Source organism: Herbiconiux sp. 320_LB (assembly GCF_059691755.1).
Map to the genome: position 1 here is coordinate 75,813 of NZ_JCAWAD010000006.1, position 24,684 is coordinate 100,496.

At 69.2% G+C, this 24,684-nt stretch carries 20 protein-coding genes; 7 read left to right on the forward strand and 13 right to left on the reverse strand.

Going from position 1 to position 24,684, the window contains the following annotated elements; genetic code table 11:
• Window positions 1-24 precede the first annotated feature (24 nt).
• Window positions 25-522: a heme-binding protein gene (locus AC59HU_RS15715; RefSeq protein ID WP_497224363.1), complete on the reverse strand. Its 498-nt coding sequence runs from the start codon at window positions 520-522 to the stop codon at window positions 25-27.
• Window positions 519-1,568 (reverse strand): lipoate-protein ligase LplAB, encoded by a 1,050-nt coding sequence (lplAB, locus tag AC59HU_RS15720; protein WP_497224364.1) that lies wholly within the window; start codon window positions 1,566-1,568, stop codon window positions 519-521. The genes AC59HU_RS15715 and lplAB overlap by 4 nt, the downstream gene beginning before the upstream one ends.
• Window positions 1,569-1,645: 77 nt before the next feature.
• Here lplAB and AC59HU_RS15725 point away from each other — a divergent pair, with 77 nt between their 5' ends.
• The 3 genes from AC59HU_RS15725 to AC59HU_RS15735 all read left to right on the forward strand — a co-directional run bounded on the left by AC59HU_RS15725 (window position 1,646) and on the right by AC59HU_RS15735 (window position 7,353).
• Window positions 1,646-2,392, forward strand: coding sequence for an HAD family hydrolase (locus AC59HU_RS15725; protein ID WP_497224365.1), 747 nt, complete (start codon window positions 1,646-1,648; stop codon window positions 2,390-2,392).
• 53 nt (window positions 2,393-2,445) lie between these two features.
• Entirely contained in the window at window positions 2,446-4,965 is a 2,520-nt protein-coding gene (locus AC59HU_RS15730; RefSeq protein WP_497224366.1) for a glycoside hydrolase family 65 protein, read from the forward strand.
• Window positions 4,966-5,085: 120 nt separating this feature from the next.
• Window positions 5,086-7,353: a cell wall-binding repeat-containing protein gene (locus AC59HU_RS15735; RefSeq protein WP_497224367.1), complete on the forward strand. Its 2,268-nt coding sequence runs from the start codon at window positions 5,086-5,088 to the stop codon at window positions 7,351-7,353.
• Window positions 7,354-7,362: 9 nt separating this feature from the next.
• Here AC59HU_RS15735 and AC59HU_RS15740 read toward each other — a convergent pair whose 3' ends face one another.
• The 4 genes from AC59HU_RS15740 to AC59HU_RS15755 all read right to left on the reverse strand — a co-directional run bounded on the left by AC59HU_RS15740 (window position 7,363) and on the right by AC59HU_RS15755 (window position 11,940).
• A complete protein-coding gene (locus tag AC59HU_RS15740; RefSeq protein WP_497224368.1) occupies window positions 7,363-8,313 on the reverse strand; it encodes an alpha/beta fold hydrolase in 951 nt (316 codons plus the stop codon).
• Between the two features lie 197 nt (window positions 8,314-8,510).
• Window positions 8,511-9,356 carry a transglutaminase family protein gene (locus tag AC59HU_RS15745; RefSeq protein WP_497224369.1) on the reverse strand — a complete coding sequence of 282 codons (846 nt, stop codon included), beginning with the start codon at window positions 9,354-9,356 and terminating at the stop codon, window positions 8,511-8,513.
• Window positions 9,353-10,285 carry an alpha-E domain-containing protein gene (locus AC59HU_RS15750; protein ID WP_497224574.1) on the reverse strand — a complete coding sequence of 311 codons (933 nt, stop codon included), beginning with the start codon at window positions 10,283-10,285 and terminating at the stop codon, window positions 9,353-9,355. The genes AC59HU_RS15745 and AC59HU_RS15750 overlap by 4 nt, the downstream gene beginning before the upstream one ends.
• 8 nt (window positions 10,286-10,293) lie before the next feature.
• Window positions 10,294-11,940, reverse strand: a complete 1,647-nt coding sequence (locus AC59HU_RS15755; protein ID WP_497224370.1) for a circularly permuted type 2 ATP-grasp protein — start codon at window positions 11,938-11,940, stop codon at window positions 10,294-10,296.
• Window positions 11,941-12,064: 124 nt separating this feature from the next.
• Here AC59HU_RS15755 and AC59HU_RS15760 point away from each other — a divergent pair, with 124 nt between their 5' ends.
• A complete protein-coding gene (locus tag AC59HU_RS15760) occupies window positions 12,065-13,951 on the forward strand; it encodes a putative Ig domain-containing protein (RefSeq protein ID WP_497224371.1) in 1,887 nt (628 codons plus the stop codon).
• A gap of 122 nt (window positions 13,952-14,073) precedes the next feature.
• Here AC59HU_RS15760 and rhaI read toward each other — a convergent pair whose 3' ends face one another.
• The 6 genes from rhaI to AC59HU_RS15790 all read right to left on the reverse strand — a co-directional run bounded on the left by rhaI (window position 14,074) and on the right by AC59HU_RS15790 (window position 20,509).
• Window positions 14,074-15,240 (reverse strand): L-rhamnose isomerase, encoded by a 1,167-nt coding sequence (rhaI, locus tag AC59HU_RS15765; RefSeq protein WP_497224372.1) that lies wholly within the window; start codon window positions 15,238-15,240, stop codon window positions 14,074-14,076.
• A 98-nt stretch (window positions 15,241-15,338) separates the two neighbouring features.
• Entirely contained in the window at window positions 15,339-15,668 is a 330-nt protein-coding gene (locus tag AC59HU_RS15770; protein ID WP_497224373.1) for an L-rhamnose mutarotase, read from the reverse strand.
• Between the two features lie 71 nt (window positions 15,669-15,739).
• Window positions 15,740-16,798: a rhamnose ABC transporter substrate-binding protein gene (gene rhaS, locus AC59HU_RS15775; RefSeq protein ID WP_497224374.1), complete on the reverse strand. Its 1,059-nt coding sequence runs from the start codon at window positions 16,796-16,798 to the stop codon at window positions 15,740-15,742.
• A 59-nt stretch (window positions 16,799-16,857) separates the two neighbouring features.
• Window positions 16,858-17,940: an ABC transporter permease gene (locus tag AC59HU_RS15780; RefSeq protein WP_497224375.1), complete on the reverse strand. Its 1,083-nt coding sequence runs from the start codon at window positions 17,938-17,940 to the stop codon at window positions 16,858-16,860.
• Window positions 17,937-18,929 (reverse strand): ABC transporter permease, encoded by a 993-nt coding sequence (locus tag AC59HU_RS15785; protein ID WP_497224575.1) that lies wholly within the window; start codon window positions 18,927-18,929, stop codon window positions 17,937-17,939. Before AC59HU_RS15785 ends, AC59HU_RS15780 begins: the two co-directional genes overlap by 4 nt.
• A gap of 56 nt (window positions 18,930-18,985) precedes the next feature.
• Window positions 18,986-20,509, reverse strand: coding sequence for a sugar ABC transporter ATP-binding protein (locus AC59HU_RS15790; protein WP_497224376.1), 1,524 nt, complete (start codon window positions 20,507-20,509; stop codon window positions 18,986-18,988).
• A gap of 134 nt (window positions 20,510-20,643) precedes the next feature.
• Between AC59HU_RS15790 and AC59HU_RS15795 the strand changes: the two genes are divergently transcribed.
• On the forward strand, window positions 20,644-21,711 hold the full coding sequence (locus AC59HU_RS15795) for a LacI family DNA-binding transcriptional regulator (RefSeq protein WP_497224377.1): 1,068 nt from the start codon (window positions 20,644-20,646) through the stop codon (window positions 21,709-21,711).
• Between the two features lie 53 nt (window positions 21,712-21,764).
• Here the strand turns inward: AC59HU_RS15795 and AC59HU_RS15800 are convergent, their stop codons facing one another.
• Window positions 21,765-22,838, reverse strand: coding sequence for a hypothetical protein (locus AC59HU_RS15800; protein ID WP_497224378.1), 1,074 nt, complete (start codon window positions 22,836-22,838; stop codon window positions 21,765-21,767).
• 100 nt (window positions 22,839-22,938) lie between these two features.
• On the opposite strand from AC59HU_RS15800, the gene AC59HU_RS15805 reads away from it, so the two are divergent.
• Together AC59HU_RS15805 and AC59HU_RS15810 are read left to right on the forward strand one after the other, a co-directional pair.
• The gene (locus tag AC59HU_RS15805; protein ID WP_497224379.1) at window positions 22,939-23,844 is read left to right on the forward strand and encodes an EamA family transporter; all 906 of its coding nucleotides are present in this window, start codon (window positions 22,939-22,941) and stop codon (window positions 23,842-23,844) included.
• Window positions 23,845-23,925: 81 nt separating this feature from the next.
• Window positions 23,926-24,678: a DeoR/GlpR family DNA-binding transcription regulator gene (locus AC59HU_RS15810; protein ID WP_497224380.1), complete on the forward strand. Its 753-nt coding sequence runs from the start codon at window positions 23,926-23,928 to the stop codon at window positions 24,676-24,678.
• Window positions 24,679-24,684 lie beyond the last annotated feature (6 nt).

Genomic DNA, 24,684 nt, shown 5'->3' on the forward strand with positions numbered 1-24,684 from the left:
CGGCCGCGGGGCGGCCGACCCCGGCTAGGCCAGGGACTGCTCGTCGTGCGCGGCCAGGAAGCCGGCGAGGGCGTCGGCCGAGGTCTGGTGGTCGATCACGTCGGGCTCGCCCGAGGTGGTGATCGTGCCCGCGAACTCGCCCCGGATGAAGATCGGGATCGACCCGCCGTGCGCCTTCATCAGGTCGTGATCGATCGAGGGGTCGTCGAGCTCGGCGAACGGGGTCCCCGCCTCCTCGTGGCGGCGGCGCACCAGCAGCGAGGGCTCGAGGAAGCGCTCGACCACGGCCGCCTTGCCGGCCAGCCACGGGTCGTTGCCCGGGCCGGTCGTGCCGAAGCGCGCCCGGAACACCAGGTACCCGCCGAGCACGATGTCGACCGCGAGGTCGAGGCCACGGCTGCGGATCAGGTCGCCCGCGATCATCCCGAGGTCGTAGGCGTCGTCGGACGTGAAGGAGACGACGTCGAACGACGGCACCTCCACCAGGTCGGCGACGGTGAAGACGGGCAGCTCGGCGCTCACGGGACGCGCCCGATCCACTCGGGGGTCGCGAACTTCGTGCGCACGAGTTCCTCGGCTTTCTCCCGCTCGGCGGGGGTGATCTCGGATGGGGTGGCGCCATACAGGCGGGTGAAGGTCTCGATCAGGCGGTCGATGATCTCGGCGCGCGAGAGGCCGGTCTGGCTGCGGAGCGGGTCGACGCGCTTGGCGGCCGACTTCGTGCCCTTGTCGCTCATCTTCTCGCGGCCGATGCGCAGCACCTGCGTCATCTTCTCGCCGTCCATGTCGTAGCTGAGGGTCGCGTGGTGCATCACGGCGCCGTTGCCGAGACGCTTCTGCGCCGCCCCGCCGATCTTGCCCTTGGCCGAGGAGATGTCGTTGAGCGGCTGGTAGAACGCGTCGATGCCGAGCGACTTCAGCGCCGTGATCACCCACTCGTCGAGGTAGGCGTAGGAGTCGGCGAAGGTCATGCCCTGCACCAGCGCGGCGGGCGCGTAGATCGAGTAGGTGACGACCGAGTTCGCATCCATGAACATCGCGCCGCCGCCCGAGATGCGACGGACCACCTCGAAGCCGTTCGCGGCCGCGTTCTCGAGGTCGACCTCGTTCTTCACCGACTGGAAGCTGCCGATCACGACCGCGGGCTGCTCCCACTCCCAGATGCGCAGCGTCGGGGCGCGACGCCCCTCCCCCACCTCCACGGCCAGCACCTCGTCGAGGGCCAGCTGCATCTGCGGCGACTCCGAGCCGGAGTGGATGAGCTGCCACTCGTACGCATCCCAACTCGTCGCCCGCGCCAGCGACCGTCGCACCGCGACCGCCACCGCCTCGGGAGAGAAGCCGAGCAGCTGAGCGCCCTCGGGCAGTGCGGCGCGCACCGCGGCCGCGATCGCCGCCGCGTCGCTGTCGCTCGGCAGGCCCTCGACGGCCGCGTCGATCAGCGGGAGCGCGTCATCCGGCTCGAGAAAGAAATCCCCGGCCAGACGGAAGTTTCGGATGTGTCCGTCGACGTCGTCGAGGTCGACGACGACCAGCTTGCCACCGGGGACCTTGTATTCACCGTGCATCCGTCCAGCGTAGTCATGTGCGCCACTGGAAACGCTGCGATAACACGGTGTTCACGCCCACCCCTTAACGTGGACTCATGACCGATACCGTCGTTCGAGACTCCAGCCGCCTGGCGACCGCCAAGGCGATCCTGTTCGACCTCGACGGAGTGCTCACTCCGACCGTCGACGTGCACATGCGCGCCTGGGCCCGGCTGTTCACCGACTACTTCGCCGCCCACGGCGCCGCGCCCTACACCGAGGACGACTACTACCTCCACATCGACGGCAAACCGCGCGTCGACGGGGTGCGTTCGGTGCTCGCCTCACGCGGCCTGTCGCTGCCCGAGGGCGAGGCGGACGACCCCGCGGGCGAGAGCACGGTCTGGGCGCTCGGCAACCGCAAGAACGACGCCTTCGCCGCCGAATTGGCCGAGGACGGCATCGCCGCCTACCCGGGCTCGCTCGAGTTCCTCGCCGCCGCCATCGGCTCCGGCTACGAGGTCGCGGTCGTCTCCAGCTCGCGCAACGCCGAGCCCGTGCTCGCGGCCGCCGGCATCCGCGACCGGTTCACCGTGATCGTCGACGGCCTGCGCTCGGCCGCCGAGGGCCTGCAGGGCAAGCCCTCGCCCGCGACCTACCAGCGCGCCGCCGAGCTGCTCGGGCTCACGCCCTCGGAGTGCGTCGTGATCGAGGATGCGCACTCGGGCGTGCGGGCCGGCCGCGACGGCGAGTTCGGCCTCGTGGTCGGGGTCGACCGGGGCGTCGGGGCGCAGGAGCTGCTCGACTCCGGCGCGGACGTCGTGGTCGACGACCTGGACGAGTTGGTGCCGTTCCTGCGCTGACGCTCCGCTAGCATCGATCGACCCGTCACACCTGTCATCCGAGAAGGATCCCGATGAACCCGATCGCCGCCGACCCGCTCGACCGCTCGCAGTTCCCGCTCGACGAGTGGGCGCTGACCGAGGCCGAGTTCCACACCTCCACGCAGGGGCGAACCGAGACGCTGTTCGCGGTCGGCAACGGCTATCTGGGGCTCCGCGGCAACTTCGAGGAGGGGCACAAGGCCCACGCCGAGGGCACCTTCATCAACGGCTTCCACGACACCTGGCAGATCCGGCACGCCGAGGAGGCCTACGGCTTCGCGCGCGTCGGCCAGACGATCGTCAACGCGCCCGACGCCCGCGTCATCCGCCTCTACGTCGACGACGAGCCCTTCGTGATCGCGGATGCGGACATGAGCGAGTACGCCCGCACCCTCGACTTCCGGGCCGGCGTGCTCGAGCGGGTCGTGGAGTGGCGCACCTCGTCAGGCAAGCGGGTCCTCATCCGGTCGCGCCGCCTGGTGTCGTTCACCGACCGGCACCTCGCTGTGATCGACTACGAGGTGACGATGCTCGACGCCGACGCCTCGCTGCTCATCTCGAGCCAGATCCTCAACCGGCAGGACCGCGTCGACGAGTTCGTGGCCTCCCCGGTGGGTGGCGGGGCGATCGCCGACCCGCGGAAGGCGTCCGGCTTCAGCGACCGCGTGCTGCTGCCGCGGGTGAAGACGGTGCACGACGGCCGCTTCATCCTGGGCTACCGCACCGCGAACTCGGGGATGACCATCGCCTGTGCCGCCGAGCACCGGCTCGAGACCGAGAACGAGTGGGACGAGACGTCGCAGATCGACGACGACATCGCCAAGCAGGTCTACCGGGTGCGCGCGCGGGCCGGCCGCCGCATCCGTCTGATCAAGACGATCGCGTACCACACGTCCTCCACCGTGCCCACGTCCGAGCTCGCCGACCGCTGCAACCGCACGCTCGACCGCATCGGCGAGGCGCCGATCGAGGAGGTCTTCGACCGCCAGCGCAAGTGGCTCGACGACTTCTGGCGGCGCTCGGACGTCGTGATCGAGGGCCACCCCGACGTGCAGCAGGCCGTGCGCTGGAACATCTTCCAGCTCGCCCAGTCGACCGCCCGCACCGACGGCGGCGGCATCGCGGCCAAGGGCGTCTCTGGCTCGGGCTACGGCGGGCACTACTTCTGGGACACCGAGATCTACGTGCTCCCCTTCCTCACCTACACCTCGCCGCACGTGGCCCGGAACGCCCTGCGCTTCCGGCAGGGGATGCTGGATGCGGCCCGCGACCGCGCGGTCGAGCTCAACCAGCGCGGCGCCCTGTTCCCGTGGCGCACGATCAACGGCCTGGAGTCCTCGGCCTACTACGCGGCCGGCACGGCGCAGTACCACATCGACGCCGACATCTCCCACGCGCTTTCGCAGTACGTCGCGGCCACCGGCGATGACGACTTCCTCTACCGCGGGGCCATCGACATCCTGGTCGAGACCGCGCGGATGTGGGCCGACCTCGGGTTCTGGCGGGGCCGCGGCACCACCGGCGTGCAGACCTTCCACATCCACGGCGTGACCGGGCCGGACGAGTACACGACCGTGGTCAACGACAACCTGTTCACCAACGTGATGGCCCGCGCCAACCTGCGCGCGGCCGTGCGCCAGACCCGCAAGATGCAGCAGGTCGACCCCGCCGCCTACGCCTCGATGATCAAGCGCCTCGACCTGAACCAGGACGAGATCGAGGAGTGGTCGGCCGCGGCCGAGGCCATGCACATCCTCTTCGACGCCGACCTCGGCATCCACCCGCAGGACGCGCAGTTCCTCGAGAAGGAGCTGTGGGACCTCGAGAACACGCCCGACTCCAAGCGGCCGCTGCTGCTGCACTTCCACCCGCTGGTGATCTACCGCTTCCAGGTGATCAAGCAGGCCGACGTCGTGCTCGCGCTGCTGCTGCAGGGCGACGAGTTCACGACCGAGGAGAAGCGCGCCGACTTCGAGTACTACGACGCGCTGACCACCGGCGATTCGACCCTCTCGGCGTCGACGCAGTCGATCATCGCGGCCGAGGTCGGCTACCGCGAGCTCGCGCTCGGCTACTTCCGGGCCGCGCTGTTCGTCGACCTCGGCGACCTGCACAACAACACCGCCGACGGCATCCACGTGGCCTCGACCGGTGGCGTCTGGAGCGCGCTCGCATTCGGCTTCGGCGGGATGCGCGACTACCTCGGCAAATTCACCTTCGACCCGCGGTTGCCGGATGAATGGACCTCGCTGGTCTTCCACGTCACGATCCACGGTGCGCTGATCCAGGTCGATCTGCGCTCGGACCGGATGACCTTCACGATCCTCGAGGGGTCGCCGGTGACGGTGTGGGTGCGCGGCGCCTCCGTGGCCGTCTCGCTCGGTGCGCCCGTCACGGTGGCCCTGGCCGACGACCGGCCCATCATCGAGGGCGCGCCGACCACCTCGGACATCGAGGGCACCGTGCGGGCCGACGGCTCGGTCATCACGGCGTCGATGCCGACGATCGTCTCGGAGTTCGACGAGCCGGAGAGCTTCGTAGGGATGGACTGAGGCCCTCTTGCTCGCGCTGAGTAGAAAGTACTCACGCGGGAGTGGGGTGGATCGTGGGTAGGTTCGCGGTCTGACCCTCTTAACCCGTTGAGGGCGACTCGTTCTCAATCGGAGCTTCCCATGCGTGTCCGCACCCGTCTTCTCGCCGTCGGCCTCGCCGCGGCAACGGCACTCGCCCCGTGCGTCGCTGCGCTGACGCCCGCATCGGCGGCCGGCCCGTCACCGCAGCAGACCCAGCTCGTCAGCATCTCAAGCTCGGGCGTCGCAGCCGACTACCCGGTCCGCGGCGTATCGACCTCGGCGGACGGCCGCTACGTCGCGTTCGCGTCGAAGGCGACCAATCTCACCAGCATCAGCACGGGATTCCCGTTCCAGGTCTACCTTCGAGACACGGTCGCCGGGACGACGACGATGGTCAGCAGTCTCGCGGGGGTGGCGGGCACTGACAACTCCCTCACTCCGTCGGTCTCGGCGGACGGCCGGTTCGTCGCCTTCACGTCGAGTGCCACGAACCTCGGTCTTCCTGGTTCGACCGGGGCCCAGGCGGTCCTCTGGAATCGTGAGACCGGCAGCCTCCGCCTGGCCAGCGTGACTAACGGCCCCACGCCCGTTCCAGCGAACGGGGAGGTCGGTAAGGTCTCCCTTTCCGCCGACGGAAGCAAGGTCGCTTTCGAAAGTCACGCCACGAATCTCACGCCCGAGAACACGAACGGGGTGGCTCAGATCTATGTGCACGACTTCGGTACCGGTCAAACGCAGATGGTGAGCGTCGACGCAACAGCAGCGAGCCCATCCGGCGGCTCAAGCTCGGCGATCGCACCGTCCATATCTGACGATGGCAATGTCGTGGCTTTCCTTTCTGACTCGGTCTTGACAACCACCGCGACGTCTCGGCGATCGCAGGTATACGTCCGCGATGTCGCCGCCGGGATGACGCGCCTGGAGAGCGTAGATGCGGCCGGGACGGGCGGCGCGGACGGTTCGAGTATCGCCGTGAGCCTGTCGGGCGATGGTCACTCCTTGAGCTTCTCCTCGAACGCGACAAACATACTGCCCGGCATCACGGTCGACTCGAGCACGTATCGCGTCTACTTGCGAGACCTCGACACCGGTGTGACGCAGATCGTGAGCGTGGATGCCGACGGCAACCCGACCGAGGGTTGGAACCCTTCGACCTCCCGAGCCGGCGACCGGGTCGCGTTCTCATCACGCGCTAACGGCATCGACCCCGTCATCCGAAACTCGGTTTACTCGGATACCTACGTGCGCGATATGACGACGACCACGACATCAATGGTGTCGGTCAGCTCCGAGGGGAATTCTTCGAGCGAGCCCGGCGATGGGACGGTCTTCGAGACTGCACTTTCCGCAGACGGGTCTCATGTCGCCTTCATCTCTGGTGGGACCAACCTCGTCCCCAGCCCTACGACGCGTTCCAATCTGGCCTACATCAGGAACATCGCCGATCCGGGGGAGGTCGTTCGCGTCGGTGGCGCCAGTCGGTTCGACGTCTCGGCCGCGACCTCAGCGCGAATCTTCCCCGCTGCCTCTCATGGTGTGGCATACATCGCGTCGGGCGAAAGCTACCCCGACGCTCTGGCAGCCTCGGCCGCCGCAGGTCGCGCTGGCGGGCCAGTTCTCCTCACCAACCGTGACCAGATCTCAGCCGTGGTCCTCAGCGAACTCGAGCGGCTCAGTCCACGCGCGATCGTCGTGGTGGGGGGACCATCAACGGTTGCCGACAACGTGATCGGCTCGGTTCAAGCCGCCCTTCCGGGAATCCCGGTGAACCGAACGCAGGGCGCTGACCGCTTCGGGACTGCTGCCGCCATCTCCCAGTTGGCTTTCGCCGGTGGCGCGGAAACGGTCTTCGTCGCATCGGGCGAGAACTTCCCCGATGCACTCGCGGCCGGTCCCGCGGCGGGACGCGACCAGGGACCGGTGTTGCTCACTCAGCGAGATGGCGTGCCGGGAGTGATTGCGGCCGAGATCCAGAGGCTGCAGCCTCGCCGCATAGTCGTGGTCGGCGGCACCGGTTCCATCTCCGACGCAGTCGTCTCACAGCTCACGATGCTTGCGCCCACGACTCGAACGTCGGGAGCGGACCGTTATTCCGGCTCCGCGGCTCTTTCGCAAGCGACGTTCCCGGCCAGTACCCGAACGGTATTCGTCGTGTCCGGCGAGGTCTTCCCGGACGCACTGTCCGGGGCGGCCGCCGCGATCGCATCGAGAGGGCCGCTTCTGCTCGTGACCAAGGCCGACATACCCGCGGCCGTTGCTACCGAGCTGCGTCGCCTCAACCCCGTGAAGATCATCGTGCTTGGGGGGCCGAACACGGTTTCCGATGCCGTCGTCAGTCAGCTGCAGGGGTACCTGCGGGCGGGTTAGCGCCTCCGCTCAAGCGGTTGGGGCTTCGGCCTCGGGGAGGACTCGGGTGAGCCAGGTGAGGAGGTCGGCTACTACCTCGGCTCGGTTGGACTCGTTCAGGACCTCGTGGCGGGCCTCGGGGTAGACGTGCAGCTCGACGTCGGTGAGGCGGGAGCGGGTGAGGTACGCGTCGCGGAGGCGCTCGGCACTGCGGGTGCCACCTAGGGTGTCGTCGGCACCGACGAGGATCAGGATCGGCACGTCGAACGCGAGCCGGCGACCAGGGCGACCGTAGAGGCGGAGGCCGTCGAGGGGCCCGAAGAGCTTGAGGACCTCGGCCGGGAACATCAGCGGGTCGGTCGATGCTCGGCGCTGCGCCTCGGGGTCGCGCGAGAGCCACTCGAAGCCGGTGCCGGGCTTCACGCGACCCTTTTTCGGCGTGGAGGCGTCGACGTCGGGGGCGGGGCGGTGGTTGCGGGTGAGGTCGCCGGCGTCCATCGAGCCGGGCATCCGGTAGGCCGTGCCCGAGAGGACCACGGCCGCGTAGTGCGCGAGCGCCGGGGAGTTCACGATCTTCTGGACCATCAGGGAACCCCAGCTGTGCCCGAGGAGGACGAGCGGGACATCCGGATGCTCGCGCGCGATGCGGATGCCGAGCTGGCGGATGTCGTCGACGGTCGCGCGGAGTCCGCCGCGGCCGAGACGGCCGAGCAGCGCGCGGTCGCCGCCGTGCTGGGCGAGGCCGGTCGCGCCGTGGCCGCGCTGGTCGGCGGCGTAGACCGCGTAACCGGCGGCGTTCAGCTCGGCGGCCACCGTCGCGTACCGCTGGGCGTGCTCACCGAGACCGTGACTGATCTGGACGACTCCGCGCGGGCGCTCGACCGTCCAGCCGTAGAAGGTGATCTCGACGCCGAAGTCGTCGACGAAGGTGTCGGTGAAGTGGGCTCCGTCGGGGCGGGGGGCACCGGGCTCGTGAGGCATACGCGGATTCTCCCACGACCGCTTCCGGAAGGCTCGCGAAGGACGGCGAAGGCCCTCGATCCGTCAGTTGTGGTCGCTAAGGCGTGCCCGTAGCGGCAGGAAGTGACGGGTCGAGGGCCTTCTGGGGCGGTCGGGGGCGGCTGGGTGGCCTGGCCCCTCAGGGCCGTCGGGACGCCTGGGCTGTCGGGGGCCCTGGGTCAGGACTCGCGGGTGATCTCGACCTTCACGAAGAGCGACGAACCGAAGGGGCCCGCGTAGACCCCGCGGAGCGGCGCGACGTCGTTGTAGTCGCGACCGCGACCGACGGTGACGTGCCGGTCGCCGATGTCGATCAGGTTGGTGGGGTCGAAGCCACGCCAGTCGCCGCAGAACCACTCGACCCACGCATGGGACTCGCCGGTGACCGTCTCGCCGATCGCCGCATCCGGTTTCGGATGCAGGTAGCCCGACACGTACCGCGCCGGAATACCCACCGAGCGGAGGGCGCCGATCGCGATGTGCGTGATGTCCTGACAGACACCGCGCTTGTCGAGCCAGGCCTCGCGGGCCGTCGACTGCACCCCGGTGACGCCCTGCACGTACTCCACCTGCCGGCCGATCTCGGTGCAGATCGCGAGCGCCGCGTCGCACGGGCTCGCGTGCCGGGAGGCGATCTCCTCGGCCAGCACGACCAGGTCGGGGGTCGGCTCGGTGAGGCGGGTCTGCTTCGTCTGCTCCACGTAGGTCGTCGAAGCCTGCGCCTGATTCGCCAAGAGCTCCCAGTCGGCCGGATGCGGGGCGTGGGCCCGGTTGCGCACCTCGACCAGCGAGGTCGCCGTCAGCGACAGCTCGCGGTGCGGGGTCAGCACCTCGAACGAGGAGACGCGGGTGCCCCAGTAGTCGACGTAGTGATGGCTCGAGGAGACGGGCGAGATCTCCAGCGCCGAGTGCAGCACGAACTGCCCCTCGGAGCTGACCGGCAGCATCCGCGCCTCGTTATAAGAAGCCTGCACCTCGCCCTCGTAGCGGTAGCCGGTGATGTGCCGGATGCGCAACCGGTTCATGCGCTCTCTCCGATCCAGCTCGGTGCGGTGTTGGTCGGGAAGTAGCGTTGCCGCACCGCTTCGGAGGCCGCGCTCGTCGCATCCTGCACGCTGTCCATGTATCGCGGCAGCTCCTGGAGGATGTCGGTGATCGGCCGGTACTCCAGCTGCGAGCGGATGCGGCCGAGCAGTCGCTGGGCGTCGTCGGTGACGCCGACCCGGTTGCTGCGGGGGCCCAGGTCGCTCAGGCACTGCTCGGCGCGCACGACGGAGTAGATGATCGAGCGCGGGAACAGCCTGTCGAGCAAGAGGAACTCGGCCGCGTTGCGCGCCGACGGCACTCCTCGGTAGGTGCGGAGATAGGCCTCGTAGGCGCCGCACGACCGGAGGATCGTCGTCCACGACGGCCCCGAGGCCTCGGTGAGCGAACGGGTGGCGAGCAGCCGCGCGGTCATGTCGGCGCGCTCGATCGAGCGGCCGAGGGTGAAGAAGTGCCAGGCCTCGTCGCGGGAGGCCGAGGAGTCCATGATGCCGACGGCGAGTGCCGACCGGTCGCGCACCCAGCCGAAGAACTCGTGGGTCTTCTCCGCGGCGATGCGCCGCGGCATCCTGGCCCTCGTCGTGTTGAGGCACTCCCAGAGCTCGGTCGACACGATCTCGCGGGCCCGCCGGGCGTTCTCGCGGGCGGCACCGAGCGAGTAGGCGATGGATGCCGGATGCGTGCGGTCGACCGCGAGCATCGCCAGCACGTCGGCCCGGGTCAGCGAGCGGTTGTCGTCGGGCACGTCGCTGCCCATGACGCTGAGCAGGGAGCGGCAGGCGAGGTTCTCCTCGATCCACGGATCCTCCAGCAGGAGCTGGAGGTGCACGTCGAGGATGCGGGCCGTGCCGTCGGAGCGCTCGATGTAGCGCCCGATCCAGAACAGGGATTCCGCGATGCGGGAGAGCATGGCCATGACTAGAGCACCTCCTGCTGCGACTGCTGCTGCTGCTGCGACTGGTCGTTGCGCGGCGCATCCTCGGGCGAGTGATCGGGCACGTGCCCGATGATCGCGATCGCCTGCGTGTTGGCGGCCTGCTCGGCCACCAAGCCCTGGATGTTGTGGCCGTCGCTGGAGGAGGAGAGCGGATCGAGCCCCACGACCCAGGTGTCCTTCGAACCGCCGCCCTGCGAGCTGTTGACCACCAGCTGCCCCTCGGGAAGCGCGACGCGGGTGAGGCCGCCGGGCAGCACCCAGACGTCGGAGCCGTCGTTGACCGCGAAGGGGCGGAGGTCGGCGTGACGGGGGCGCATGCCGTCTTCGACCAGGGTGGGGATGGTGGACAGCTGCACGACGGGCTGCGCGATCCACCCCCGCGGGTCGGCGATCAGGCGGCTGCGGAGGGTCTCGAGCTCCTTGGGCGACGCATCCGGGCCGACGACGAGCCCCTTGCCGCCGGAACCGTCGACGGGCTTGACCACCAGCTCATCGAGGCGGTCGAGCACCTCCTCGAGGGCTCCCGGGTCTTCGAGCCGCCAGGTGTCGACGTTCGGGATGATCGCCTTCTCGCCCAGGTAGTACTCGATGAGGGCGGGCATGTACGTGTAGACGAGCTTGTCGTCGGCGACCCCGTTGCCGACGGCGTTGGCGATCGTGACGTTGCCGAGGCGCGCGGCCATCAGGAGGCCGGGGCTGCCGAGCATCGAGTCGGCCCGGAACTGCAGCGGATCGATGAACTCGTCGTCGACCCGGCGATAGATCACGTCGACGCGGGTGGGGCCGGCGGTCGTGCGCATCCACACCTTGCCGCCGGAGCAGAACAGGTCGCGGCCCTCGACCAGCTCGACGCCCATCAGGCGCGCGAGGAGGGTGTGCTCGAAGTAGGCGGAGTTGTAGACGCCGGGCGTGAGCACGACCACCGTGGGGTCGTCGACCCCGGCGGGGGCGGATGCGCGCAACGCCTGCAGGAGCTTGTTCGGGTAGTCGCCCACCGGTCGCACGCGCATACTGACGAACAGCTCGGGCAGCGTCTGCGCCATGACTCGGCGGTTGGAGATGACGTAGGACACCCCGCTGGGCACCCGCACGTTGTCTTCGAGCACCCGCCAGGCGCCCTTCTCGTCGCGGATCAGGTCGATGCCCGAGACCTGGATGCGCACGTTGTTCGGCGAGACGATGCCGGCGGCCTCGCGGTGGAAGTGGTTCGAGGAGCTGATCAGTGCCGCGGGGATCACCCCGTCGCGCACAGCGGCCTGGGAGCCGTAGATGTCGGAGAGGAAGGCCTCGAGCGCGCGGACGCGCTGCTTGATGCCACCCTCGACGTCGACCCACTCGCTCTGCGCGATCACCCGGGGAACAGCGTCGAGCGGGAAGGGGCGCTCCTCGCCCGCGAAGTCGAACGTGACGCCCTGGGCGAGGTACGAGCTGGCAAGGGCGTCGGTGCGGCCGCGGAGCTCCTCCTGGGTCATCTTCGCCAGGGCGTTGTAGATGTCGCGGTAGGCGGCGCGGGCCTCGACCGGGTCTTGCGACTTGGGTTCGGGGAACATCTCATCCCACGGAGATGCGCCGCCGCGGCGGGATCGGGGCAGGAGCGTGGCGCCGTACCCGTCGAACAGGTCAACCATGGGGCGAGCCTACTGCGGGCGTGTTGCGGCGGTGTTTCCGGGGAGAGGTGGGGGATAACGCACGGTTTTCCACAGGCGTCGGGGAACTCTGGCGCGTTCGTGCTTCATGAGCTAACCTCACGACATGAGAGTGAGCATTCGTCATCACATCGCCCCGACCATCGCTGTGGCGGGCCTGATCAGCGTCCTGGCTGCGGTCGGAGTCGCTTCGCCGGCATCGGCGCGGGAGCTCCGCGAGATCGTCCTCTCGCCGCTCGACAGCGTTCAGCCGCCCTCCGCCGTGCAACTGAGGAGCATGGTGATCGACCCCGACGCGCGGCGCGGGTACGTGCTCGAGGGGCTGACGGACGACGTGCTGGTCTACGACATCAGTGGCACCTCGCTCGCGCCCCTGGCGCGCATCGATCTGACGCTCGGGCGCGGCTCGAAGGATCTCGCACTCAACACCTTCACCCATCAGGTCCTGGTGCTCGACGGCGGCGATGACGAGGTGGTGACGATCGACGGCGACCCGACGTCGCCCACGGTCGGTACCGTTCTCACGACCCGTCCCACCGGGGGTTCCGGGGGGCGCTCGATCGCCGTGGATTCCGGCGAGAACCTGGCCTATGTCGCCAACGCCGGGTCCAGTGACGTGAGCATCATGGATCTGGCCCTCGGCGGAGTGACCCTCGTTCCGATGGACGACGTCCCGGACCAGGTCGTGGTGGACTCGAGCTTCCACCGCGCCTTCGTGTCGAGCTCCACGGGGTCGACCATCACTCCGATCGCCCGACGGATGCCCTTGGCTCCGGTCGTGACGCCTGGCATCCCGGCAGTCATCGCGCTCGGCGGCGGCCGTGTTCTGGCCGGGCTGAGGTCGACGTCGGGCACGGAGGAGGTGTGGACGGTCGCCGGGTACGACGTCCTACTTAACCCCGCCGGCGCCACCGGGGCGCTCGACTCCCGGGTGACGTCCATCGCCACCGACGACAGCCTTCTCCTCGTGTACGTGACGACCGAGTCGGGCAAGGTCTTGCCGTTCCAGTTGGCCGGCCTGGGCGACGAAGGCTCGACCTCACTCGTCGGCTCACCTGTCGGCGCGGTGAGCGTCGACCCCTCGACGCACCGGGTCGTGGCCACGACGTCGTCGAGAACGGGAGGTCGCATCGACCTCTTCGCCACCCGGGTGAGCCCGATGTTCGTGACGCCGACGTCCTGGCAGGCGCAGACGGGGTCCCATTGGGGCACGCAGGTCCTCGCCGTCGGCAACCCCGGAGTCATGACCTACTCCGTCGTAAGTGGCACGCTTCCTCCGGGAATCACCTTCGACCCCGTCACCGGAATCCTGGAGGGCACGCCCACCGTGGCGGGCAGCTACAGCGTGTCGTTCTCGGCCTCGAACGGGATGGCGACGACGGGGACCACGACGCTCACGATCGATGTGCTCGACGGGCCGCCCGTCGCACCGGTGATCACGTCGGGGCCTCCTCCCGCCGGAACGGTCGGGACGGCGTATCCGGCGTTCCGGGTGACGGCGAGCGGGAGCCCCGCACCTCGGTTCGCGGTGACCCACGGGAGTCTGCCCGCGGGGCTGGCACTGGATGCGGCGACCGGGGCCATCTCGGGGACGCCGACGACGGAGGGGCGCGTGGAGTTCACGATCGGCGCGACGAACAGCTCGGGCACGAACAGCGTCGAGTACGCGATGGTGATCGCGCCGGCTGTGCCGACGCCCAGCCCGACACCGACGCCGAGCCCGACACACACGCCGACACCGGTCCCGACGTCGAGCCCTGCACCGAGCCCGGCGCCGGCGGGCAACGGTTCGAGCGGGAACGGCTCTGCGAGCGGGGTCGGCCGGGGCTCCGGGGGGTCGGCGTCAGGCGGGTCACGCTCGGGTCAGCTGGCGAGCACCGGCGTCGAGGGGCATTCGACGTTCGGGCTGCTCGCCTCGGGCGGGCTCGCCGTGGGCCTCGGGCTGACGGCCCTGTTCATCCTCCGCCCCTGGCGCAAGCAGCGCCGCCCCTAGCGGGAGATGAGTTGCGGCCCGGGAGTCCCCACCACCAGGGACTCCCGGACCGCAAGTTGTGTAGGCGCCTCAGCGCCAGCGCCAGCGCCAGCGGCAGCGACAGCGGCAGCGGCAGCGGCGGGCTACGCCCCCCAGCTGGCCTGCGCGCCACCGACGCGCTCGGCCACGATCTTCTCCTGGTACCCCGACGCCTTGAAGGCCGCGATCGGGTCACCCGCGAGACCGCGGGACTCACGCCAGGAGGCGAGCATCGGGCGCACGTCCGTGTAGAACGCATCCATCAGGATCCCGTTCGCGCCGAGCACGTCGTTCTCGTTCTGGGCCGCCAGCAGCGCAGACCGGTCCACGAGCAGCGCCCGCGCGGTCATCTCCTGCACGTTGAGCACCGAGCGCATCTGGCCGACGATCTTGTCCTCGACGTTGTGGCACTGGTCGAGCATGAACGCGACCGGCGAGTCGACGTCGTACCCGCCGCCGCGCACGACCTCGAACAGGATGCGGAACAGCTGGAACGGGTCGGCCGACCCCACGATCAGGTCGTCGTCGGCGTAGAAGCGCGAGTTGAAGTCGAACGAGCCGAGCTTCCCGAGACGCAGCAGCTGGGCGACGATGAACTCGATGTTGGTCCCCGGCGCGTGGTGCCCGGTGTCGAGGCAGGTGAACGCCCGGTCGCCCAGGGCCGAGACGTGGGCGTACGAGGTCCCCCAGTCCGGAACATCGGTGTGATAGAACGCCGGCTCGAAGAACTTGTACTCCAGCACCAGCCGCTGCGACTCGCTCAGCGCGGCGTAGATCTCCTGCAACGACTCGGCCAGCCAGTCCTGCCGCGAGCGGATGTCGCCCTGCCCGGGGTAGTTGGTGCCGTCGGCCAGCCAGATCTTGAGGTCCTGCGACCCGGTCTCGTTCATGATCTCGATGCACTCGAGGTGGTGGTCGATCGCCTTGCGACGGATCGCCGTGTCGGAGGAGGTCAGCGAACCGAACTTGTAGTCGTCGTCCTGGAAGGTGTTGGAGTTCACCGTTCCGATGTCCACGCCCAGGTCGTTCGCGTACGAGCGGAGGGCCGCGTAGTCCGAGACCTTGTCCCACGGGATGTGGATCGCCACCTTCGGGGCCAGGCCGGTGTAGCGGTTGACCTGCGCCGCATCCGCGATCTTCTCCTCGGGCGTGCGCGGGGTTCCGGGCGTGCCGAAGACCTTGAAGCGGGTACCGGAGTTGCCGAAGGCCCAAGACGGGAGCTCGATCGCTTGACGCTCGAGCTCAGAAGCGATGTCACTGAACTGCACCATGGGAATTCTCTTTCGTGTGGAAACGTCGTGTGGAAACGTCGTGTGGAAACGGGCCGGCATCGCGGTGGAACCGAGCGCCGACGGGTGAAGCGGCTCTCTCAGGCCAGTTGGTCTTCGAGATGGAAGACTTCGACCAGCTGGAGGAATCCCGTGTCGGGAGCCCCCTCCAGGTCGACGAAGAACTCCGCCATCTCGGCCTGCCATCGCGCGTTGACCTCGGTGGCCGCCATCCCCGCCTGGGCCGCTTCGAGCGACTCGGTCTCGAAGTAGCCGATCAGCAGGCCGTCGGGCCGGAGGAACAGGGAGTAGTTGTTCCACCCGGTCTCCTTCAGCGCCTGCGCCATGTCGGGCCAGATCGCCGCGTGCCGCTCGGTGTACTCCGGGATCCGTTCCGGCTTGACCTGCAATTGGAAGCACACGCGCTGCATGATCTGACTCTCTGAGAAGGGGGGCGGATGCCCGGGGCCGGCCGTCGCCGACCGGCCCCGGGCGGGACGGCTTAGAAGTCGAAGTCCGCGATGTTGGACTTGTCGAACACGAACGGGTCGCCCAGCAGGACGGTCTGGTCGGCTCCGACGGTGAACGAACCGAGGTCGCCGGCGTCGAAGGTGTCGCCCTCGGCTCCGGTGATCGTGCCCTCGATCAGCGCCTTGTCCGCGAAGGCCGCGAGGTAGCCGAGGTCTTCGGGGTTCCACAGGGCGAACGAGGTGACGGTTCCGTCGTTGACGTAGTCGCGCATCTGGTTCGGGGTGCCGAGGCCGGTCAGTGCGACCTTGCCCTTGTACTCCGAGGTCTGCAGGTAGCGCGCCGCAGCGGCGATGCCGACCGTGGTGGGCGAGATGATGCCCTTCAGGTTCGGGTGCGACTGCAGCAGGGCGGCGGTCTTGTCGAACGAGGTCTGGTCGTCGTCGTCGCCGTAGACGGTGTCGACGATCGTGATGTTCGGGAACGCCGTGGCGGCGTACGCCTTCATCTTCTCGATCCAGTCGTTCTGGTTGGTCGCGTTGGCGGAGGCCGAGAGGATCGCGACCTCGCCCGCGTCACCGATCTGCTCGGCGATCTGGTCGATCTGCACCTTGGCGATGCCCTCGGCGTCGGCCTGGTTGATGAACAGGTCGCGGCACTCGGGGTCGGTGTCGGAGTCGAAGGTGACGACCTTGATCCCGGCACCACGGGCCTCGTTGAGCGCGTCGCAGATCGCAGTCGGGTCGTTCGCCGAGATGACGAGTCCGCCGACGCCCTGCGTGGTCGCGGTGTTGATGTAGGAGACCTGGGCGTCGGGGCTGGCCTCGGCCGGGCCGACCTCCTGGAAGGTGCCGCTGAAGGAATCGATGGCCTTCTTGCCGCCCTTGTCGGAGGTGTCGAAGTAGGGGTTTCCGAGGTTCTTCGGAATGAAGGTGATGGCGAGGTTGCCGGTGTCGCCGCCGGCCGCGTCGGTGGACCCGCCGCCCGTGCTGTCGGAGGCGCATCCGGTGGCCACGAGGGCGATGCTCACTGCGAGGGCAGCGACCGCGCCGGCGCGGGCCGCTTTGCCCTTACCGAGGTTGTGAAACAACATCGTTGTTCTTCCTTTCGATGGGTTTGATGCCGATGTGATTGCATCGACGAGGGAGGGAATCACGCCTTGGCCGCGATGGTTCCCCCGTGTTTCTTGCCGCCGGGCCCGATCCGCTTCTTGCGGACCCAGGCCAGGAAGCTCGCCGCCACGACCGAGAGGACGAGGAGGACACCTGTGATGATGTTGATGACGTCGGAGGTGACGTTGACCAGGCGGAGGGCGCTGGAGAGCACCCCGATCAGCAGCACACCCGCGATCACCCCGTGCAGCGCCCCGCGCCCGCCGAACACCGACACCCCGCCGAGCACGACCGCCGCGATGACCTGCAGCTCGAGCCCGGTCGCGTTGTCGCCGCGGGCGCTCCCGAAGCGCAGGGTGTAGTAGATGCCGGCCAGCGCCGACACCGTGCCGGTCAGCACGAAGAGGATGAACTTGGTGCGGTTGACGTGCACGCCCGAGAAGGAGGCCGCCTCCGAGCTGAGCCCGATCGCGTAGATCCCGCGGCCGAACGGCGTGAAGTGCAGCAGCACCGCGAAGACGATCGCGAGCACGAGGAAGAGGATGACGACCACCGGGATGGTGGTGCCGCCGATCTTGGCCTTGGCCAGGTCGGTCCAGAACTTGGGCCAGTCGGTCACGGCGGTGGTGCCCAGCAGGCCCACCGCGAGCCCGCGGTAGAGGGCGAGCGTGCCGATCGTGACGGCGAGCGAGGGCAGCCCGACGACCGTGACGAGGAAGCCGTTCAGCGCTCCGCCGAGCGCGCCGACGACGAGGCAGATGATCGCCGCGACGCCGATGTCGACGCCGGCCTGGTTGAGCAGGCCGAGCGTGGCGCTGGAGAGCCCGACCACGCTGGCGACGCTCAGGTCGATCTCGCCGGTGATCATGACGAGGGTCATCGGCAGCGCGATCAGGAGGATCGGCATGATGTCCAGCAGCAGGTAGCCGAGCGTGACCGGCTGACTGAAGCCCTTGACGGTGATCAGCGAGACGACGACGACCAGCACGAGCAGACCGATGATCGCGGTCTCCCGGGTGAGGAGGATGCGGCGCCAGAGGGGCTGCCCGTAGTCCTTGTAGACGCGGGCGGCCCTCGCGGGGGTCGCCTGGGGGTTCGGGTGGTTCGCGGTCGCGGTGGTCATTTCGTTTCCTCCCTCGACTCGAGGAGCTTGCGGGATTGTCGGAGCGCGAGCACGCGGTCGAGCACGATGGCGCCGATGATCAGGGCGCCGACCACCGCGCGCTGCCAGAAGTCCGGCACCCCGATGATGGGGAGCGCGCGGTTGATGGTGAGCAGCAGCACCGCACCGATCGCCGCGCCCCAGACCGTTCCCGAGCCGCCGACGATGGCGACGCCACCGATCACGGCCGCACCCACCGCATCCAGTTCCCAGCCGGTGCCGGCCTGGGAGTTGACGGTGCCGTAGCGGGCGGCGTAGAGCACGCCGGCCAGGCCCGCGAGGGCGCCGGATGCGACGAACGCGATCAGCAGGCGACGCACGACCCGCAGGCCGTAGAGACCGGCGGCGGCGGGATCCGAACCGATGGCGTAGAACTCGCGGCCCCCGCGGGTGTTCTTCATGTACCAGGCGGCGGCGACCAGCACGACGAGCGCGATGATCGTCAGCAGCGGGATCGAGAGGAACTGCCCCGTCCCGAGTGCCAGGAAGTCCTTCGGCATGTCGGAGGCGTTGATGCGGTCGCTGCCGGCCCAGACCACGTTGATGCCCCGGTAGGCGTAGAGGGTTCCGAGGGTGATCACCATGGCGGGCACCTTCGCGAAGGCGACCAGGGCTCCGTTGATCAGCCCGAGCAGCCCGCCGAAGACGATGCCGGCGAGGAAGACCACGATCATCGGGATGCCGGGGATGTCGATGAACAGCCGGCCGGTCAGGTAGGCGGTGAGCCCCAGCACCGAGCCGACCGAGAGGTCGACGCTCTTGGTGATGATGACGATCGCCTGACCGACGGCGACCAGCACCAGGATGGACGGGGTCAGCAGCAGGTCGCGCCAGCCGTCCGAGGAGAACACGAAGCTCGGGTTCTTCACCGTCGTCACGACGATGACCAGGAGGACGGCGATCAGGATGCCGGTCTCGCGCGCTTTGAAGAAGTGGCCGAGACCGCGCACGAACGGCGAGGACTGGCCGGGCGCATCCTGATTTCGGGGGGTCAGTGTTGCGGTGCTCACGAGACGTGCTCCTCGGCGTGGGTGGCGGCGAACATGACCGACTCGGCGGTGGCGTCCTCGCGGGGGATCTCTGCGGTGATGCGGCCCTCGCGCATGACGAGCACGCGGTCGGCCATGCCGAGCACCTCGGGCAGTTCGGACGAGATCATCAGGATGGCCATGCCCTGCCCGGCGAGCTCGGAGAGGAGGCGGTGCACCTCGCTCTTGGTGCCGACGTCGATGCCGCGGGTCGGCTCGTCGATGATCAGCACGGTGGGGTTCGTGGCGAGCCACTTGGCGAGGACGACCTTCTGCTGGTTGCCGCCGGAGAGGGTGCCGGCCTCGGTGTCGAGCGCGTTGGTCTTCACCTCGAGCCGGCTGTCCCAGATGCGGGCGGCACCGTTCTCGGCTCCGCTGGTGAGCAGGCCGAGCTTCGAGAGCTGCCGGCGGATCGCCATCGTGGTGTTGCGAGCGACCGACGACTCCAGCACGAGGCCCTGCTTGCGGCGGTCTTCGGGAACGAGCGCGATCCCGAGGTTCATCGCGGCGGTCGGGCTGTTCGGCGGCACCGGGCGGCCTTTGATCGTGACGCTGCCGGACTGGTAGCGGTCGACGCCGAAGACGGCGCGGACGACCTCGCTGCGGCCGGCGCCGACCAGCCCGGCGAGGCCGAGGATCTCACCCGAGTGCAGGTCGAAGCTGATGTCGTGGAAGAGGCCGGGCTGGGTGAGCCCGCGCACCTCGAGCACGGTCGGGCCGATCGTGGTCTCCTGCTTGGGGAACAGCTCGGTCACGTCGCGGCCGACCATCCGGCGCACGATCTCGTCGACCGTGACGTCGGTGGTCGGGTCGGTCGAGATGTAGGCCCCGTCGCGCATGACGGTGATGGTGTCGCAGAGGTCGAAGACCTCGTCGAAGCGGTGCGAGATGAACAGGAGCGCGCGGCCCTCGTCGCGGAGGCTGCGGGCGACGGCGAACAGGCGGTCGACCTCGACGCCGGAGAGGGCGGCGGTCGGCTCGTCCATCACGAGCACCTTCGCGTCGAGCGAGATGGCCTTGGCGATCTCGATGATCTGCTGGTCGGCGATCGAGAGGCCCTCGGCGGGGCGGTCGGGATCGATCCGCACGCCGAGGCGGGCGAAGAGGCCGATCGCCTCGGCCTTCATCGCCTTGCGGTCGATGCGGCCGAAGCGGTTGGTGGGCTGACGGCCCATGAAGATGTTCTCGGTGACCGACAGGTCGGGGAAGAGGGTCGGCTCCTGGTAGATCACGGCGATGCCGGCGCCCTTGGACTCGGCGGTCGAGCGGAAGTCGACGCTCGCGCCCTCGAGCAGGAGGTCGCCGGAGTCGCGCTGGTAGAGACCGGCGATGATCTTGACCAGCGTGGACTTGCCGGCGCCGTTCTCGCCGACGAGGGCGTGGATCGAGTTCTTTCGGAGAGCCAGTGAGCCGGAACTCAGAGCCACGACGGCTCCGAACGACTTGGCGACCTCGCGGAGCTCGAGTGCGGGTGAATCTGAGCCCGGTGGTGGGATCGACATTGACCTAGACCTTGCCTCTGCTTTGAGGGATGTTGAATCGTTTTACTGAGAGTGGTCACACCATACGACACGGTTTCGAGCGTCGTCAACTTCCCGGTTTGAATCGTGATCATCGGCCGGGTGGCGCTAGTCTCATGAAACGTTCAACAGCGAACGAAGAACTCGTCGACCACAGTGAGGTGAGTATGGCCGCCGCCAACGTCAGAGACGTCGCCGCTCTCGCGGGCGTCTCGGTCGGCACCGTGTCCAACGTGCTCAACCGGTCGAAGCCCGTCGCCCCCGACACCGCCAAGCGGGTTCAGGATGCGATCGACAAGCTCGGTTTCGTGCGCAACGACGCCGCCCGCCAGCTGCGGGTGGGTCAGAGCCGCACGGTCGGCATCATGGTGCTGGACGTCTCGAACCCGTTCTTCACCGACATCGCGCGCTCGGTGGAGGACACCCTGACGCGCTTCAACCGCTCCCTCATCCTGGGCAACAGCGGCGACCTGGCCAGCCGCGAGCTCGCCTACCTCGACCTGTTCGAGGAGCAGCGGGTCTCGGGCCTTCTGATCACCCCCGTCGGCAACGTGCTGTCACGGCTCGAGCGCCTGCGCGACCGGGGGTCGCCGGTGGTGCTGGTCGACCGGCACGACAACGCGCGCAGCTTCAGCTCGGTCTCGGTCGACGACCATCGCGGCGGTTACCTGGCCGCGGCGCACCTGGCCGACACGGGGCGCACGAACATCGCCTTCGTCGGCGGCACCAGCCAGTTGCAGCAGGTCGCCCAGCGATCCGGCGGGGCTCAGGATGCGCTGCGTGAGCGCGGCGTGACCCCGCTCCGTGTGCTCGAACTCGATTCGATGCGGGCCGAGGCGGGGCGGATCGGGGCGGAGCAGCTGCTCGCGCTCCCCGCCTCCGAGCGGCCGGACGCCGTGTTCGCGGCGAACGACCTGATCGCGCTCGGTGTGCTTCGGGCGCTGACGCACGCCGGGGTGCGGGTGCCGGACGACATCGCGATCATCGGTTACGACGACATCTACTTCGCGGCGAACGCGGCCATCCCGATCTCGTCGATCCGGCAGCCGGCCTGGGAGATGGGGCGCACGGCGACCGAGCTGCTGATGGCCGAGATCGAGGCGCCGGGCCGGGCCGACTACCGGCACGTCGTCTTCCAGCCCGAGCTGATCGTGCGCGACTCGACCGTCCCGACCGCCGACTAGGCGTCTGTGACCAGGCTCCGGCGACTAGCGGCTAGGCGCCGGCGAGCCAGGCCTCACCGGCCGGCGAGTGCTCGCACCCGGTCGAGGGCCTCGGCCTCCTGGGGCTTCGTGAGTTGTCTCGAGCCGACGGGACGGATGACGAACCCGGTGCGAGGATCCACCTGCGCGAGTCGGGTCTCCCCCATCCGCGAGAGCGTGTACCCGGCCTCGGCCTCACGTCGCGCAGCACGGGCGCCGAGATACAGACCCCCGAGTGAGAGCAGCGTCCACCCCAGGAGCACCGCCATGACCGGCAGGAAAGAGCCCCTCGAGATGTCGGAGCCCGTGAGGACGATGACGCCGAAGAGGGTCGCGGCGACGACGCCGCCCACGACCCCCACCACGATCCGGAGGCGGGTGTAGAACGTCGACGAGAGGCCGGGCGCCCGCTTGAGGCGGGGCGGTGTGATGTGGGAACCCGCTCCGGGCTGTCCACCCGGCGCGGACGAGAGCTCTCCGACCCGACCCGCGCTTGTGACCGGTCCCCGCCCTCTGGCCGCCGCCTCGCACTCGTCGACCTGGGCTCGCAGCCGCCTGATCCCGCGGGCACTCGCGAAGAAGTAGACCTCGGTGATCACCGGGAAGGGGACGACGACTCTTCCCGCATCCGTCCGGATCTCGACCAGCAATGCAGCACGATTGCGGGAACCGACGCTCGCAGTGCCCTCGCTGACCGCGTCGATCCCTTCCCAGGGGACCTCGAGCACCGCCTCGATCTCCGGCGCACCGCGGTAGACGCGCAGCCCGAAATCATCGAAGACGACCGCGGTCGACTCCGCCGGGGGCGCTCCCGGGACCACGCCGATGGTCGCGAGGTCGCTCAGGGCCGCTTTCGTGTCGTCGCTCTTGAATGCGGAGAAGACCACGGCATCCGGATGCGCACGGGCGGCGGCCTCGTGCCGCACGTCACCCGGCCATTTCAGCGCCAGGAGGACCAGCACGATCACTGCCGCGACGGCGCCCCCCGCGAGGGCGGAGGCGACGACCGGGAAATCGGGGAATCTCAGCGAGAGCAGCGCTCCGGCCGCGACTCCGATGGGGATGCCCAGGAGCAACCGGAGACCGCGCACCCACCTGCTCGGAATCATGGGTTCATCTTGGCAGGCGCCCGAGGGCTCGGGCGCACCGCGGAAGGAGCCGTCGCCGGGGCGGGCGGGGGCGGGGGCCGGCAGCCAATAGGGTCGGAGGATGACCGACGACCGGCACGCCGCCCGCCGCACGACCGTCGGCGCGGCGACCCAGCTGGGCACCGAGGTGAGCATCAACCTCGGGTCGGCCCTCGCCGGGCTGGTCATCCCGCTGGTCGGGGCGTTCACGGTCGTGGCGGCCCGCCAGGTGGTCATGGCGGTGACGATGCTGCCGTTCTACCGGCCGACCCGCGCCGGGTTCACCTGGCGGCGACTGTGGCCGGCGCTCGCGCTCGGCGTCGTGCTGGCGGCGATGAACCTGTCGTTCTACCAGTCGGTGCATCTGCTGGGCCTCGGCATCGCGGCGACGATCGAGTTCCTCGGACCACTGACGATCGCCCTCCTGGCGAGCCGACGCGTGCTGGATGTGGTGTGCGCGGTCGCCGCGGGCGCCGGGGTCGTGCTGCTGACCGGCTTCGACGGCTCGATCGACGTGCTCGGGGTGGTGCTCGCACTGACGGCGGCCGCGGCGTGGGCCTTCTACATCGTGCTGACCCGGCGGGTCGCGACGCGGTTGCCGGGACTCGAGGGCATCACGGTCGCCGGGGTCGTGAGCCTGGCCATCCTGCTGCCGTTCGCGATCGCGACCTTCGACCCGGCCGCGTTCGACTGGGGAGTGGTCGCGCTGCTGGTGGGGGTGGGCATCCTGTCGTCGGCGCTGCCCTACAGTCTCGACACGTTCATCCTGCGCCGGATCACCCCGCGGCTCTACGCGATCATCACTGCGTTCGGGCCGGTGGTGGCGGCGGTCTTCGGCTGGCTGATCCTCGCCGAGCAGTTCAGCGCGCTGGAGGTGGTGGCGATCGCGCTCGTCTGCGCCGCGGCCGGCACCGCCATCGCCACCCAGCACACCCCGGCCCCCACCCTCGTCGACCCGTCGGTCGTTGCCGCTACGCGGCTGGAATAGCGACGACAACTGACGGCTCGGCGACCGGAGCCGACCACAGGGGCGGGGCGCCAGGGGGCGGGGGTCGGGTAGCCTCGGGCCATGGCATCGGTGATCGGCGCAGAGCGACGCGAACGGCTGCTCGCGCGCCTCGAGGCCGACGGCGTCATCCGGCTCGAGGAGTCGGCGCTCGAGCTCGGCGTCTCGACCATGACCGTGCGCCGCGACCTCGAGGGCCTCGAGCTCGAGGGCGTCGTGGTACGGGTGCGCGGCGGCGCCGTCGCGACCGTCAAGGCCCAGCCCTTCGCCGAGCGGCAGGGCGTCGACGACCTGGCCAAGACCGAGATCGCCCGCAAGGCGCTCGACCTCGTGCCGGCCACGGGCACCATCGCCGTCGACGCCTCCTCGACCTCGGGGCACCTCCTCGCCGCCGTGCGCGGGGCCACCGACCTGGTCGTCGCCACGAACTCGGCGCACAACCACGCCCGCGCGCGGGGACTCCGGGGCGTGCGCGCCGTGCTGCTCGGCGGCGAGCTCGAGCCCCGCACCGAGAGCTTCGTCGGGCCGATCGCCTGCGGCGCGGCGGCGATGCTCAACTACGACCGCTTCTTCACCTCGGCGAGCGCCGCCGACGTCGAGCGCGGCACCAGCGAGACGATCATCGAGGAGGCCCAGGTCAAGCGCGAGCTCGTGCGGGCCGCCCGCGAGACGGTGCTGCTGATCACCTCGGCCAAGCTGGGGCGCCGGGCGATGGCCTCGGCCATCCCCTGGCAGAACATCTCGATCGTGGTCACCGAGCTCGATCCCGGCGACCGGCAGCTGGACGGATTGCGAACTCTCGTCGAACTGCGTTGACGCCCT